The 12,857-nt window shown below is 65.5% G+C and carries 17 protein-coding genes; 6 read left to right on the top strand and 11 right to left on the bottom strand.

Annotation, left to right across the window (positions count from 1 at the left end):
* Positions 1-227: 227 nt before the first annotated feature.
* From ACH4C6_RS01750 to ACH4C6_RS01800, 11 genes are all read right to left on the bottom strand, one after another.
* Complete coding sequence (locus ACH4C6_RS01750; RefSeq protein WP_398106553.1) at positions 228-1,610, bottom strand: tyrosine-type recombinase/integrase; 1,383 nt, start codon at positions 1,608-1,610, stop codon at positions 228-230.
* A complete protein-coding gene (locus ACH4C6_RS01755; protein ID WP_078625823.1) occupies positions 1,607-1,777 on the bottom strand; it encodes a helix-turn-helix domain-containing protein in 171 nt (56 codons plus the stop codon). The genes ACH4C6_RS01750 and ACH4C6_RS01755 overlap by 4 nt, the downstream gene beginning before the upstream one ends.
* On the bottom strand, positions 1,777-3,093 hold the full coding sequence (locus tag ACH4C6_RS01760; protein ID WP_398107104.1) for a replication initiator: 1,317 nt from the start codon (positions 3,091-3,093) through the stop codon (positions 1,777-1,779). Before ACH4C6_RS01760 ends, ACH4C6_RS01755 begins: the two co-directional genes overlap by 1 nt.
* Before the next feature lie 144 nt (positions 3,094-3,237).
* Positions 3,238-3,483, bottom strand: a complete 246-nt coding sequence (locus ACH4C6_RS01765) for a SpdD protein (protein ID WP_398106554.1) — start codon at positions 3,481-3,483, stop codon at positions 3,238-3,240.
* A gap of 24 nt (positions 3,484-3,507) precedes the next feature.
* On the bottom strand, positions 3,508-3,702 hold the full coding sequence (locus ACH4C6_RS01770; RefSeq protein WP_053670608.1) for a hypothetical protein: 195 nt from the start codon (positions 3,700-3,702) through the stop codon (positions 3,508-3,510).
* Positions 3,703-3,717: 15 nt separating this feature from the next.
* The gene (locus ACH4C6_RS01775) at positions 3,718-3,909 is read right to left on the bottom strand and encodes a mobile element transfer protein (RefSeq protein WP_102910782.1); all 192 of its coding nucleotides are present in this window, start codon (positions 3,907-3,909) and stop codon (positions 3,718-3,720) included.
* A 2-nt stretch (positions 3,910-3,911) separates the two neighbouring features.
* On the bottom strand, positions 3,912-4,097 hold the full coding sequence (locus ACH4C6_RS01780) for a hypothetical protein (protein WP_398106555.1): 186 nt from the start codon (positions 4,095-4,097) through the stop codon (positions 3,912-3,914).
* 16 nt (positions 4,098-4,113) lie between these two features.
* The gene (locus tag ACH4C6_RS01785; RefSeq protein WP_398106556.1) at positions 4,114-4,776 is read right to left on the bottom strand and encodes a DUF2637 domain-containing protein; all 663 of its coding nucleotides are present in this window, start codon (positions 4,774-4,776) and stop codon (positions 4,114-4,116) included.
* A gap of 87 nt (positions 4,777-4,863) precedes the next feature.
* The gene (locus tag ACH4C6_RS01790; protein WP_398106557.1) at positions 4,864-6,240 is read right to left on the bottom strand and encodes an FtsK/SpoIIIE domain-containing protein; all 1,377 of its coding nucleotides are present in this window, start codon (positions 6,238-6,240) and stop codon (positions 4,864-4,866) included.
* Entirely contained in the window at positions 6,240-6,596 is a 357-nt protein-coding gene (locus tag ACH4C6_RS01795) for a hypothetical protein (RefSeq protein ID WP_398106558.1), read from the bottom strand. The genes ACH4C6_RS01790 and ACH4C6_RS01795 overlap by 1 nt, the downstream gene beginning before the upstream one ends.
* A 166-nt stretch (positions 6,597-6,762) precedes the next feature.
* Positions 6,763-7,482 (bottom strand): GntR family transcriptional regulator, encoded by a 720-nt coding sequence (locus ACH4C6_RS01800; RefSeq protein ID WP_398107105.1) that lies wholly within the window; start codon positions 7,480-7,482, stop codon positions 6,763-6,765.
* Between ACH4C6_RS01800 and ACH4C6_RS01805 the strand changes: the two genes are divergently transcribed.
* From ACH4C6_RS01805 to ACH4C6_RS01830, 6 genes are all read left to right on the top strand, one after another.
* On the top strand, positions 7,396-7,638 hold the full coding sequence (locus ACH4C6_RS01805) for a hypothetical protein (protein WP_398107135.1): 243 nt from the start codon (positions 7,396-7,398) through the stop codon (positions 7,636-7,638). The genes ACH4C6_RS01800 and ACH4C6_RS01805 overlap by 87 nt on opposite strands.
* Before the next feature lie 20 nt (positions 7,639-7,658).
* Positions 7,659-8,066 (top strand): NUDIX hydrolase, encoded by a 408-nt coding sequence (locus tag ACH4C6_RS01810; RefSeq protein WP_030851880.1) that lies wholly within the window; start codon positions 7,659-7,661, stop codon positions 8,064-8,066.
* Positions 8,067-8,112: 46 nt separating this feature from the next.
* Positions 8,113-8,538: an ATP-binding protein gene (locus ACH4C6_RS01815; RefSeq protein WP_398107106.1), complete on the top strand. Its 426-nt coding sequence runs from the start codon at positions 8,113-8,115 to the stop codon at positions 8,536-8,538.
* Positions 8,538-8,918 carry a hypothetical protein gene (locus ACH4C6_RS01820; RefSeq protein ID WP_398107107.1) on the top strand — a complete coding sequence of 127 codons (381 nt, stop codon included), beginning with the start codon at positions 8,538-8,540 and terminating at the stop codon, positions 8,916-8,918. The genes ACH4C6_RS01815 and ACH4C6_RS01820 overlap by 1 nt, the downstream gene beginning before the upstream one ends.
* Positions 8,919-9,676: 758 nt before the next feature.
* Complete coding sequence (locus ACH4C6_RS01825; protein ID WP_398106559.1) at positions 9,677-10,309, top strand: hypothetical protein; 633 nt, start codon at positions 9,677-9,679, stop codon at positions 10,307-10,309.
* A 1,133-nt stretch (positions 10,310-11,442) separates the two neighbouring features.
* Entirely contained in the window at positions 11,443-12,819 is a 1,377-nt protein-coding gene (locus tag ACH4C6_RS01830; RefSeq protein ID WP_398106560.1) for a hypothetical protein, read from the top strand.
* The last annotated feature ends 38 nt before the right edge of the window (positions 12,820-12,857 follow it).

Raw genomic sequence — 12,857 nt, forward strand, 5'->3', positions numbered from 1 at the left:
TCCCTTTTCGCCTTCAAATAGCGAGTGACGATCAATATCAGCAGGGTGCATGGGAGGACCTGAGCTGTGGGCACGATGTGTCCACGTGGACTGGCTACAGGGTAGGAATCCGCAGGTCAGGCCCGGAAAACGCTGAGGCCCCCGGACCGTAGTCCAGGGGCCATCATGCCGCAGGTGCGTGTGTCGGAGGGGTGTCGGGATCAGGTCCCGTCGCTGGGCTCGTCCTCCTAGCCGTCGTCGTCCCCACCGAGGAGCTCGGCGATCCGGCGGTTGGCGATGTCCTGGCGACCATCGAGGCACTTCGCGTACCGGCTCAGCAGCACTTCGACGCTGTTGCCCGCACGCTCCGCAACCTCGGTGGGGTCGACGCCCGCATTGAGCCACGAGGAGAGCGCGGCGTGCCTCAGGTCGTACGGCCGAGCGGCCAGCGGCGAGGCCACCTGTTCCGGCGTGAGCGCCAGGTGCCGAGCCTCGTCCCAGACGCGCCAGTACGTAGTGGAGGCGACCACTCCCCCGCGTTCGTTGGCGAACATCCGCCCGTCCTCGGCGGTGCCGAACTCCTCGATGTGAGCGAGGAGCATACGGACGAGACGAGGCGGGATCGGGACGATGCGGGTTTCGTTCGTGGGGCGGTTCTTGAGGCCGCGGTTGTCGTGAACCTCCCCGGTCCCGGTCCAGCGCTTCCCCACAGTCGGGCGGGTCTTCTCCAGGATCAGTGAACCCCACCCGGCCTCCGGCAGCGTGCAGTCCGGACGACGCAGCGCCACAGCTTCCGCCGGCCGAAGCCCACCGAAGTACATGCAGGCGAAGAGCGCGACCAGGCGCCGTCCACGGGCCCTGCGGTAACCGCCGACGTAAGAGACTGCGGCCAGGAGTTCGCGTGCCTGCCGAGGGTTCACCACGACCCGGCGGTCGACTTCCTTGGTCACCTTCGGTGGCTTCCACTTCACGAGCGTCACCGGGTTCTCCGGGAGCTCCCCCAGTTCGACCGCGTAGGCGAGGGCGTTGAAGAGGACCGCGCGCTTGCGCCGTACCGTCTCGGCGGCCGCTGGAGCGCCGGACAGCTTGAGCTTGAGCGAGTCGAGGACGCGGCGGATGTCTGCCGGATTCTTGAGTGTCGCCAACGGCAGCGAGGCCTTGGCCACCCAGCGAAGAGCGTTCGCGATATCGACCGGCGGATCTCCCTCGCCCGAGGCTTGGACTACGAAAGCCCAGCCACGCAGCGCACGGCGCAATACGTCGTCAGCTGGACGCCCAGGCCGATCACCCAGCAGCTGAGTCGTGACGAGCGTCATCGTCTCGTTCAAGCTGTCGCGCGAGTTCGGAGCCGCGTGCGGCCACTTCATGGCGACGTAGGCCCGTGCGAAGTCGTACCAGGTGCGAGACGCCTTGGCGGGTGCCATGGAGTCCGGCAGACCGGTTTCCGTGTCGAATGCCTCCCCCTTCTGGGCAGCCCGAAGAAGCTTGGCCCGGAAGTGGTCGGCGAGTGCCTTCGTCCGAAAGGTCTCGGAGAACGGCGGGGCATCGCCGACCTTCCATCGCACGTCATACGACGGCGTCTTGTACGGCCGCTTGCGGATGCCCCACACCCTCACGTCATGCGACTTCACGCCGCCTCCGCGAGCCCGTGGAGCCACGCGTCGAAGTCGCTGCGCCAGACGCGGAGCTCACCATTCGGAAGCTTGATCGCTTCCGGAGCCTGCCCCAGCTCGCGCCAGCGGTAGAAGGTTCGCCGGGACACTCCGCCGAGCTCGGCGAGGATCTGCGGGACAGTCATCAGTTCATCCCGTCGGCGGTCCATGTCGGTTCTCCTTCCGTTCCGGGGGCGGGTTCGAGAGATGCGGCAAGCCAGGCTTCGGCGTCGGAGAGGCCAGTACCGGCGAAGACCCAGTGGGCGAGGACGTACGTCGTCTCGGGCTCGGGGCCGTTGGCTGCTGCGGCTTGGGCGCGGCGCCATTCGGCGCGGGCGTCGCGGAGGGCGCCGAGGGTGGTGGAGTAGCGGCGGGACTTGGTGGAGAAGTGGCCGCGGAAGCCGAGCATGTGGGCCCAGGCGCGTAGGCGGAGGTGTTCGAGGTCCTTGCGCGCGCCGAGGAACCATGCGGTGCGAATGAGGCGGCGGGCGTGATCGCTGATGTCGAGCTGGGCGAGTTCGGCGGCGAACTTGAGCGGCCGGTCGAGAGCTCCCGTCGCTGTCTCGGCGCCCTTGGTGGCGTACTTGGCGATGTAGGCGGCGACGGCCCGTTCGGTCAGCTCCTGGCCGCCGTTGAAATCGGCCGAGCGGATGGTGCGGACGTCGAGTTGGCGGCCGAAGGTGAAGGTGTGGGTGCGGCCGTCGATGGTCGGGCCGTCCACGCGGACCTTGGCGGCGGCAGCGCGGATGGCGTCCGTGAGCAGTTCGGCGGTTGCCCAGGCAGGGGGTGAGGTGTCGCCGCCGCTGGGACCGTCAATGCGAATGACGGCATGGAAGTGGACCGCGCCGCGCTTCTGGTACTCGGCGACCTTGGCGAAGGACACGCGAGCGTGCTCGCGAAAGCGCCGCTGAGACAGGCCGGCGCGCTTGGCGACCTCTCGGCGCAGGTAGGTGGAGAGGCGCCGCCAGAGCGGACCGGCATGGGCGTTCCAAAGCACGGCAGCTTCGTAGTCGTAGGTGTCCGGGTCGAGCGCGGAGCCGAGTTCGTCGTCGTTCTGGTCGTGGTGGGTGCCGCAGCGGCAGGGGCGCCCGCTGGAGGGGCGGTTGTGGACCGGGCCGAAGCTCGGCGCGGTGAAGGTGGCGAACACGCGCGGGTGCGTGGCGACGTGTTCGGGGGTGCCCTTGCCGCCGCGCAGGCCGGAGGTGATCAGGTGGAAGGTGTCGCGGCGGTAGACCTCGGCGCAGGCCTGACAGCGGGTCGTGCGGCGGTTGTTGCAGCGGACGAGGAGTTGTCCGGCCGGGAGGCTGGTCGAGTCGAGGCGGTGGAGGACATTGCCGATCTCGCCGGTGCGGGTGTCGACGTCGTACTCGGTGCGGTGACCGTCGAGGCGGATCGGGTGGGTGCAGCCGCCGAGTCCGGAGAGTTGGCGGAGGATACCCGGCAGCGTGCCCTGCGCGGCCAGGTTCGCGAGTTCCGGAAGTGGGGCCGGAGTGGTGCGGGTGAAGATGGCGATTCCCCTTCTGACTGGCTCGGTCGGTCGGGAGGAGCAGGCGCCGGGGCGGCGAGATGCTTGGTCGTGTGCCGCCGCCCCGGCGGCCAGCGCGGTTCAGCGGCGGTGGTGGTCGCGGAGCATGGAGCGCAGGACGACGGCGGCGACGGCTACGGAGATGGCCGTGACGGCGACGGCTGCCAGGAGCGCGGTGAGGACGACCCCGCCGACGACCAGGGCCGCGATGGTCTTCTGATCGATGGAGACCGACGGGAACGAACGCCGTATGGGTGCCGGCTCGGTCGGGGTGTGGGTGTGCGCGGGCGGCGGGGTCGGGCTGTCGGGGTACTTCGGGAGGAACACGGTCAGGGCTCCTTATCTACTCGTCTAGGTGTGTGAGCCGTTTATGACGGTCACGCCGGAACGTGTGCCGGACTCGATGGCGGGTGCGAGGAAGGTGCGGGAGAGCCAGAAGCCGAAGAGGGCGATCAGGACGACGATCCAGACGCGGACGCCGAGGAACCTGACTGCTCCCCAGGCGAAGAAGCCGAGGACGACGACAAGCGGCAGGCTGACGGTCACGGGTCGGGGATCCTTTCAGCGCACGGGGCAGCGGTGGGTGCGGGCGGCCAGCTCTGCGGCGGCGCGGCTGTCGTAGTCGGCGGAGAAGCCGCAGCGCGGGGCGGTGCAGGCGGCGGTGTGCTTCTCCCGGCCTCGGCCGTCGTAGGACGTGCCGACCTGGACGGGGCCGATGCGGCTGACGTGGCGGAAGCGCTTCGGTGCGGGCATGGTCAGTCCTCCTGTCGCGGGCTGGGGCGGGGGAAGTCGCGCAGGATCCGGGCGGCTTCTTCCGGGTCCGGCGTGCGGTCGGCGGCTTCTTCGGCGAGGAGCCGGGCGAGGGTCGATCGGCCGCTGACGGCCATGTCGCGGGCCGCTGAGAGGTAGTCGGCGGCCGTGTTGAAGCAGAAGAGCGGCATGATCTTCCTTTGCTGGTCAGGTGAGTTGGGCGGCGATGGCTTCGGCCATGGGCGGCGGGACGCCGAGGCGGGCGCGCAGGGTCGGGGTGTCGATGGCTTTTCCGGTGCGGGTGTGGTGGTCGGCGGCGACTTTGCGGGCGTGCTCGACCAGGGCGGGCGGGACAGCGACCGGAGGCGGGGCCAACGGTGGGGCCGGTGCCAGGTCGGCCGCCGGTGGCGTCGGGGGGTCTGGCGCAGGATCGGGCGCGTTCTCCTGGTCCTCGATGTCGTCGGGATCCTGTTGGTCCACGGCGTCAGTGGTCTCGTCGTGCGCTGTCGGCGGCGAGTGGACCAGGAGCGTTCCGCCGAGGAAGGCGACCGCGGGCCAGCCCGCCACGAGGATGCGCAGCCAGGCCGGGACGTGATCCAGGTCGAGCAGGCCGGCGGTGGCGACGTTCGCGCCGAGGGAGGCGGCGAGTGCGATCAGGAACCAGCACCACCCGGCCGCTTTCGCCTCTCCGGAGCGCAGTCGGCGCCAGGCGACGACGAGCAGCAGGTCAACGCTGATCGGGTAGGCCCACGCCTTCCACCCGTCCTGCCCGGCCGCCGAGGCGACATCGTGCAGGTGGGCGAAGGACAGCGCGGCGGCGATGACCGCCTGAACGAGCACCGCATCGACGCGGGCCAGGTGGGCGCGCATGCTGCGGCTCCTTCCGAATTCGGGCATGGAGGGGTAGGGACGTGGCGTGAGGCGGTCACGCCGACCGGGGTTGAGTGGGGACGCGGGTCAGTCGGTCACGGGCCGGGGCCGCACAGCCAGTCCCGGTGCCTCGACGGGCCGTACGGGCACGTCGGGCCGGAAGGGCTTGAGCGCGGGCAGGTCGGAGACCAGGTGGGCCGACTCGCGGCAGGTCTCGGCAGCGTCGCCCAGCGACAGGTACGGCGTGCGGATGCGAGACCAGCCGCCGGAGGTGTCACCTGCCACGGCGAGGCCGGGCCGTTCGGGGGCGATGGCGCAGGCGGCCGTGACCGCTTCGGGTGCGATGTCGCCGAGCGCCATCTTCGCGGAGGCTTCGTCGTTGACGCGGTGGCAGACGCGACCGGTCAACTGGGCCCGCAGCATGGTCGCGCCCTTGCCCAGCTCGGCACCGAACCGCTGGCCGCAGACCTCCAGGTAGATGCCGGCCGCGCGGCCGAGCTGGGCGAGACGAATGAGCTGGGTGACCATCTCGTCCCGGCGTTCCTCGTCCTTCCTCGTGGCGACAAGGAAGAGTTCAGCCACCTCGTCCACGAACAGCACGATGGGGACCGGGCGTTCGGACTCGGGCAGCCCCCAGACGTCCGAGGTGATTTCCTCCGCCGGGGTGTCCGGGGCAATGCCTTGCCGGGCCTTGATCAGGTCGTATCGGTCCTCCATCTCTTTCACGAGCACGGGCAGCAACTCGGCAGCCTGCTCCGGTTCGGTCGCCAGCGCGGAGAGGCGGGAGGCGAAAGGTGCCAGCTCCACACCGCGCTTGCAGTCGATCCCGACCAGGGCGACCGGCTGAGGGGCGAGTCCGGCGATCAGGTGCCGCAGGTACATGGACTTGCCCGACAGCGTGGCGCCGAGTGTGAGTTGGTGGGGCACGGTCCGGTAGTCGCGCACGAAGGGCATGGCGTCCTCTCGCAGGGCCACCGGCACCTGAAGGAACCCGGCGTCCACCTTGCGCGGCATCCGCACTTGCCGCAGCACATCGAAGCCGACCAGCCGCAGCTCAACCACACCGGGCTTGATCGTGGTCACGTACACGGCGTGGACGCCCCAGGCGTGCCGCAGCCGTTCCGCCGAGGCGGCGACGTCGGCGGGTTCCTGCCCCGGAGCGAGGCGGAGCCGGAGCCGCAGCCCGGTCGAGGTGGGCCGGATGATGCCGCGACGCGGCGGTACGGGACGGACCTCTCGGCGGGTGGTGGCCTTGACCGCCAGCATCCGCAGCCGGGACGGAGCCACGGTCAGGCCGCAGGCCTCCATGACCGAGCCATAGGAGCTGAGGAGCCGGGCGGTGGATATCGGCAGGCCAACCGTGGACCAGTACACCCCGGGGTGCTTGGCCCGGGCGTAGGCGGCCCCGCCGCCGAGTGCGGCGACAGGACCACCCACCTCCAGGAGTGTCGTCAGGTCGGTCATCAGGCAGCGGCCCCGGTGGCGGCCGGGAACGCGGCCGGAGTAACGGCGGCGGCGCGGAACGCGATGCCGTGGCGCTGCTGGCCGTTGAAGACGCGCTCCCACGGCCGGGCCACCAGCCCCGGCAGCGAGACCGGAGCCCCGAGGGCGAGCCCTTCGGACACTCCGCTCTCGGGAACGGTGACCTTGATCAGCGACGACTCGCCGTCTTCCAGGTAGACGACGCCGATCGTCATCAGAGCCTCTCCGCTGGTGGCGTCCTTGGCGATCTCGCCGGTCTGCCGGTCGCGGACCTTGGGCTCGGGCGCTTCGGTCAGCAGGATCGTTGCGGCCGAGGTCTCTACACGGATGGTGCGCAAGACTTCTCCCCGTCTGCTCGTCTATACAAGATGCGGCGTTCGAACCCGATCTCCCGGAAACGGCAACCACCTTGCCACACAACTTGCCCACTCGTCTATACGAGTAAGCGTGTTGGGGTGTACGAGTTCGGAGAAGCCTCCCCGCGCACCACCGCCGATCAGGCGTTCACGTCGCCGGGAGCTGGTACGACAGGACGTAGGCGTCCGCCGCCATGACCGTGTCGCAGACCTCCACGGCCCGGCCTTCCTGGTCGAAAGCGGTCCGGATCAGGTGAATGACCGGCACGCCGGAGGCCAGCCGCAGCGTGCGCACCTCATCAGGCGAGGGCATCCGGGCACGGATCTCTTCCTCGAAGTGATCGAGGCGGTGCCCCAGCTCCTCAAGCCGGGCGTAGATGCCGCCGGGCCCGGGGTTCGGCTCGGCGATCGGTGTGCCCCGTGCGATGTCGAGCGGCAGGTACGAGGTGGCGAACTCCACGGGCCGCCCGTCCAGCAGATACCGGCGACGCCGGGCGAGCACTCGCCGCACGGAACCGAGCCGGGTGGAGACGTCCTGGCTTGCCTTCTCTTCCTTGACCTCCAGGCTGTCTACCTGCGGGTGACTGCCGGCGGCGTCGGCCTCGACGATGAAGGCGGACTTCCCCTGCTCGCGGTGGCGCCGGGCGAACCGGTCGGAGGCGAGACGCCGTACAGGCGGTCGTGGTCGTACGAAGACGCCCTTGCCGTGCTCGGCGTGCACCAGGCCCTCGCCCTGGAGGACGGAGAAGGCGTTTCGAACCGTCATACGGGAAACCCCGTAATGCTCGACGAGTTCGGCCTCAGAGGGCAGCTTTTCGCCCTCCTTGAATCGCCCACGGTCGATGGCCTCGCGCAGCTGGTCGGCGATCTGCCGGAAGACCGCACGATCGCTCGTGGGGTCGAGATCGCCGAGGAGGCCGGAGGAAAGAGACGGCACGTGTACTCCTTTAGGTATCTAGACGAGTGGGCGAGCTTTGTTGCTACGGTGGAGAGCCTAGCCATCCGAGAGGGCAGAGGAACGTGAGCACCGACCGTCCGCACTCCGTGAGCGTCGCCGGAGTCATCGTCGACGACCAGGACCGCGCCCTCTTGATCAAACGCCGCGACAACGGCCACTGGGAACCCCCGGGCGGAGTCCTCGAACGCGAGGAAACCATCCCCGAGGCCCTCCAGCGCGAAGTTCTCGAAGAGACCGGCATCAAGATCGCGCTTCCCGCGACCCTGACCGGGATCTACAAGAACATGAAGGGCTTGATCGTCTCCATGGTCTTCCGCTGCGAGGCCGCCGACGGCACGCCCACCACCGGGGACGAGACCCGCGCACTGCGCTGGGCCACCCGCGAAGAAGTCATCGAACTCGCCGACGAGGCATACGCGATCCGCGTCCTGGACGCACTCGACGCGGTATCCCCGCCGGCCATCCGCGCCCACGACGGCGTCAAACTCGTCTAGCCCGAACCCGCTGCACATGGCGGCCTACCAGCACGAAGGAACTTGTATGCACGAGTATACGAGCACCGCCCGGGTCTGGGGACTCACTTGCCCAGGTTTTCCGGAAGAGGTCAGCAGGGCCCGCCGCTGGACACGGGACATCCTGCGCGGATCTCCCCTGGCCGACGACGCCGAACTGATCGTGAGCGAGCTGAGCACGAACGCGATCCTCCACACGGCGAGCGGCGGGGTAGGCAGCTTCCACCTGGCCCTCGCGGTCTCCCCCAAGGTGGTGGCCCTGTCGGTCACCGACGAGGGAGGGACAGGCACGACTCCGAAGGTCGAACGGCCGAGCGAGGACGCCGTGCATGGCCGCGGCTTGGGAATGGTGAGTGTCATCGCGCATCGGGTCGTCGTCCACGGCAGCCACAGCGGCTACACCGTCACCGCGGAACTCTTCACGGACACCCAGCCGGGGGGACACCCGTGCTGATGGACAAGCCCCAGCGGGGTTTCTGGTGCGAGTGCTGGACACAGGACGTCAGCGACGAGACTGGGTGGCCGGCACTTCGGGCATCCTTCGACGCCTACTCCGCACCGCAGGCTGACAGATGGGTAGCGGTCGCCCTGCGCACCATCTCACCTGCACTCGACCCGGACGCCTCCGACGAGGCCTGGGAATGGCTCTACGACGGCCGCATCGACACGCGACGAGCCCTCTTACGCATGGAGCCCTGCACGGTCTCTCTGACCCACGCCAGCACCCGCATCACATGGACGATCCGACCAGTTGTCTTCCTACCGCTGGCCCACCGCCAAGGCATCGAACTTCCAGCCTGCGCATACGACTTCACGCCCCACACCAAAGACTGAGTTACAACTTTCTCTAGTGGTTCAAGGCGGCTCGCTCCGCTCCCCGCGCGCGGCCCGGCCCCCGGCCGGGCCTGCGCTCCTGTCTCCGCCCCGCTCCAGCCCGGCCGGCGCCCGCGCCGCGCGCACAGCAATCAGCCGCCTGACGTCAGAGAAGGGGTACGTCGTGGCTGGGGCGGTCGGCTCCACGGCTTTAGCCACCTCCCCGGTCCGGGTCCCGCGTCGAGCAAGACCAGGGGGCCACTCGTGCACATTGCGGGCAGGTCCAAAGCCTGCCCGAGTTGCCAGCCAGCGTACGGCCCCCTGGTCATGCTCGACCCCAGACCGGGCAGGCCACCGGCCAAACCCGCTCCACCGACCTAGATGATTGAAAGCAGAGGTCACCGGGCAAAACCTCTCCCTATCATGTCCTGGGGCGGAGGGCCTCACAGGCAGGCCCTTTATGGGCTGGGCGGCAGCCCGCGAGGTTGGGGGTCTACTTGGTAGCAACTCACCACTACTCAGGAGACGAGTGGGAGAAGTACTGCCTCCTTTTGGCTCGACGTCATTACGGGGCAGACCGGGTTCAGGAGGTCCCGGCTCGACACGGTGGAGACCTTGGAATTGAGGCGTTCACTTTCTGTGGACGAGCGTTTCAGTGCTATGCCCCAGTCGAGCCACTGTCTACTGCTGAACGATACGAAAAGCAGCGAGACAAACTCTCGACGGACCTCAGAAAGCTGGATACCAAACAGAAGGAACTTCACAAGCTGCTCGGAGATGTGAAGATTCACAACTATATCTTCCTGGTGCCTATCTTCGATTCTGCTCAACTCGTTCAGCATGCCAGCACAAAGTCGGATGAGATCCGCGCCAAAGGCCTCCCATTCATCGCAGATGGCTTCAAGGTCACCGTTGCTACTGATGCTATCTACGCCGCAGAGCGAAGTGAAGTTCTGGAACGGGCCACGTCTCTAGTCGACGTCGTACCTACCCCTCCCGATGAAGTCGATGACTGGATGGAGGGTAATTCCCAGCTTGCTCACGTCGCGCTCAAGAAACTCGCGAAACTCAGGCTGTCCCCGACTGCCCAAAAGACATATCTCGAACAGCTTGTAAATCAGTTCCTTGACTCGGAAAACGCCTTGACTCGCTTGCGAGAAAAGTATCCCGATCAGTGGGAAGCTGCAACAGGGGCGAGAGTACGCAAGGAGCGCAAACTAGTCCTAGAATATCCCCCTGGAAGCACCAATAGCGCGGCAGACGTCACTACCATCGTAAGGTCACTAAAAGAGGAGTTGGCCCGCCAGGCGCCCGCTCTAGACGATGCATTTGTCGATGCCATGTCGTGGGGTTCGATCGCTGACTGGCTCATGCGATGCCCATTGGACTTTGAGATTGAGAGTGCATCATGAGTAATACATCCGTCTTGGAGCGTGCTTTCTCGGGCATCACAAGCGGGGTCGTTTTTACACGACGCCCCGACCCAATCCCTGGCGATCTCCGTACGGGATGGAGGCTGGCTTCAGCTGTCTTGATTTTGAAGCGCTGTCGAGGAAATACAGCCAACCTGGAGCAGATTCACGTACTTGCCTGGGCTCTACGCTCTGCACAGGGACGCAAGGTGATCAAGGAGTGGTTTACGGAGCACCGTAAGCCGAACGGTCTAATCATCCGTCATGATCCCTCGACAACCCGCACCATCAACCTGACCGTGGCTACGGGACTGGCGAAGAGGAATGATAACTCCACCATCTCCCTCACAGAGAAGGGAGAGCGACTCGCTAACAAACTCTGGACCCATCCAGAGCTCTTACTACCTGAGAAAGAATTCTTAGCCACCCTGCCAGCCCGAATCACTCAGAAGTCTGTCAACGATCTATTGGAGTGGAGGTCCTAAGTCGTGAAAATCAGGAGGCTTTCATTAAATGTCCGCACCTCCGGGCCCACATGTGGAACAGATCTGAGTTTTGAGGCGGGCCTCAATATCCTGCGAGCCGACAACTCTAGCGGCAAGTCCACATGCCTGCAGTCAATTATCTATGCACTGGGCCTTGAGGGCATGATGAGCCCTAGTCGAGATATCCCTCTCCCCCATGCCATGACGGACGTTATTGAGGTTGAGGGGAGAGAATACCAAGTAACCGAGTCAAGCGTCGCGCTCGAAATTGAGAACTCTCGGGGTGAAGTTCTAACGATTGGTCGCCCTGTTAAGAGCTCCCGGCACGATACCAGCCTCGTGCGTACCCGGAGTGGGCCAACACTGTCGCAACCTGGCAGCGCCTACACGCAGCGGGATTACTTTGTCCGTCGAGCCGGAGCCGCACAGAGAGAGGCCGGCTTCCACTACGAACTGGCTCGTTTCCTAGGCTGGGAGCCTCCACGGGTAACCCGAATGGACGGGAGCGAAGGGCCACTGTATCTGGAATGCCTTTTTCCCTACTTCTTTGTTGAGCAGAAACACGGCTGGTCCGGCGTTCAAGCCCGAATCCCCACATACTTGGGGATTCAGGATGTGTCCAAACGATCAGCCGAGTTCATCTTGGCCATGGACGCCATGGACATGGTGCTTGAAGTGCAAAGAATCGAGTCGGCTATCTCGCTCCTTGAGGCCGACTGGAAAAGCGTGCATCGTAGCATCTCTGATTTAGCATCCAGGGCCGGAATTCTCGTGCGTGGAATCCCAAAAAAGCCGAGCACTACTTGGCGCAGGGAAGATCTAGTTGGCCTAGAGATGGATTCCGGATCCGGATGGATTTCACTTGACGACGAGATTGACCGAATCGCGAGGGAGTTGGATGCCCAAGAAGTTCGGCCAGTCGCCTCCGTCGGGGAGGCCGCGACTGAGATTGAAGGAGCCCTAACTAGAAACCAGGAGAGGGTAACCCAGCTCAGTATGGTGCTGGCTTCTGCGATAGAGGACTGGGAGCAGGCGAACAAGCAGCGGCAATCCCTTGAGCTGCGCATCGAAGCACTGGAAGAAGACCTACGCAAACACAAGGATGCCCTTCTCCTTCAGCGCCTTGGATCGCCCGATGACTTGGGTACCGCATATGAAAACTGCCCAACATGCGGTCAGAGCCTTCCCGACGGCTTTGAAATTACCGACTACCCATTGGCGATTGAGGACAACATTGCACATCTAGAGAGAGAACTAGCGACCTTCCGCTCCATGGCACTCGACGCCGCACGGACTGCAGAGATCAGCCAGGCCCGCGTCTACAGGTTGCGCGAAGAGATGGAGGGGTTGCGGGCGGCCATCCGGTCACAAAAGGACGCGCTAGTCAGCCCCAACTCACTGCCGGATTCTTCTCTTCTAGCCGAGCGCTTGCGACTGGAAGAAAAGGTCAAAGCGCTGCGTAGCATCAGGGATTCGATTGAGTCATCAATTGATGAGCTTGACTCGCTGGCTGCAACATGGCGACGCAATAAGGAAGAATTGGCCGCGCTCAAGGGCAGGGACCTTACGGTTTCTGATGAGGCTAAGATCAGCGCCCTGAGGTCATCACTCGTCTCTCAGCTTGATGCGTACGGATTTCGCTCACTGGTACCACAGTCCCTCGACATCTCCAAGAAGACATATCGCCCGATTCATGAGGGATTCGATCTCGGGTTTGACTTGTCGGCGAGCGATATGATCCGAGTGATCTGGGCTTACCTTTTTTCCTTCATGGAAGTATCACGCGAATTCCGTGGACATCATCCGCAAATTCTGATTTTCGATGAGCCGAGACAGCAAGAGGCGGCTCGTGCCAGCTTTCAGCAGCTCTTGGGTCGCGCCGCTGCGAATGGTGCAGCTGGAAGCCAGATCATCTTTGCGACCAGTGAGGAAGAAGACGATTTGGCCTCCATGCTGGCCGGGCTCCCTCACCAGATCAGATCCATCCCGCGAGGTGAAAAACTGATCAAGCCCCGCAGTTTGTAGTCACTACGAGGCGCGGGTCGCAGCGCGCACCACCGGTA

Origin of the sequence: Streptomyces sp. NPDC017943 (assembly GCF_044328425.1) — a bacterium.
GTDB lineage: Bacteria > Actinomycetota > Actinomycetes > Streptomycetales > Streptomycetaceae > Streptomyces > Streptomyces djakartensis_A.

Coding starts and splice junctions, on each gene's coding strand:
- ACH4C6_RS01785 (WP_398106556.1), bottom strand. CDS start 4,776: ATGCGCGCCCACCTGGCCCGCGTCGATGCGGTGCTCGTTCAGGCGGTC.
- ACH4C6_RS01755 (WP_078625823.1), bottom strand. CDS start 1,777: ATGACTGTCCCGCAGATCCTCGCCGAGCTCGGCGGAGTGTCCCGGCGA.
- ACH4C6_RS01790 (WP_398106557.1), bottom strand. CDS start 6,240: ATGACCGACCTGACGACACTCCTGGAGGTGGGTGGTCCTGTCGCCGCA.
- ACH4C6_RS01815 (WP_398107106.1), top strand. CDS start 8,113: ATGCACGAGTATACGAGCACCGCCCGGGTCTGGGGACTCACTTGCCCA.
- ACH4C6_RS01830 (WP_398106560.1), top strand. CDS start 11,443: ATGGACGCCATGGACATGGTGCTTGAAGTGCAAAGAATCGAGTCGGCT.
- ACH4C6_RS01820 (WP_398107107.1), top strand. CDS start 8,538: ATGGACAAGCCCCAGCGGGGTTTCTGGTGCGAGTGCTGGACACAGGAC.
- ACH4C6_RS01775 (WP_102910782.1), bottom strand. CDS start 3,909: ATGCCCGCACCGAAGCGCTTCCGCCACGTCAGCCGCATCGGCCCCGTC.
- ACH4C6_RS01780 (WP_398106555.1), bottom strand. CDS start 4,097: ATGCCGCTCTTCTGCTTCAACACGGCCGCCGACTACCTCTCAGCGGCC.
- ACH4C6_RS01805 (WP_398107135.1), top strand. CDS start 7,396: ATGCTCGACGAGTTCGGCCTCAGAGGGCAGCTTTTCGCCCTCCTTGAA.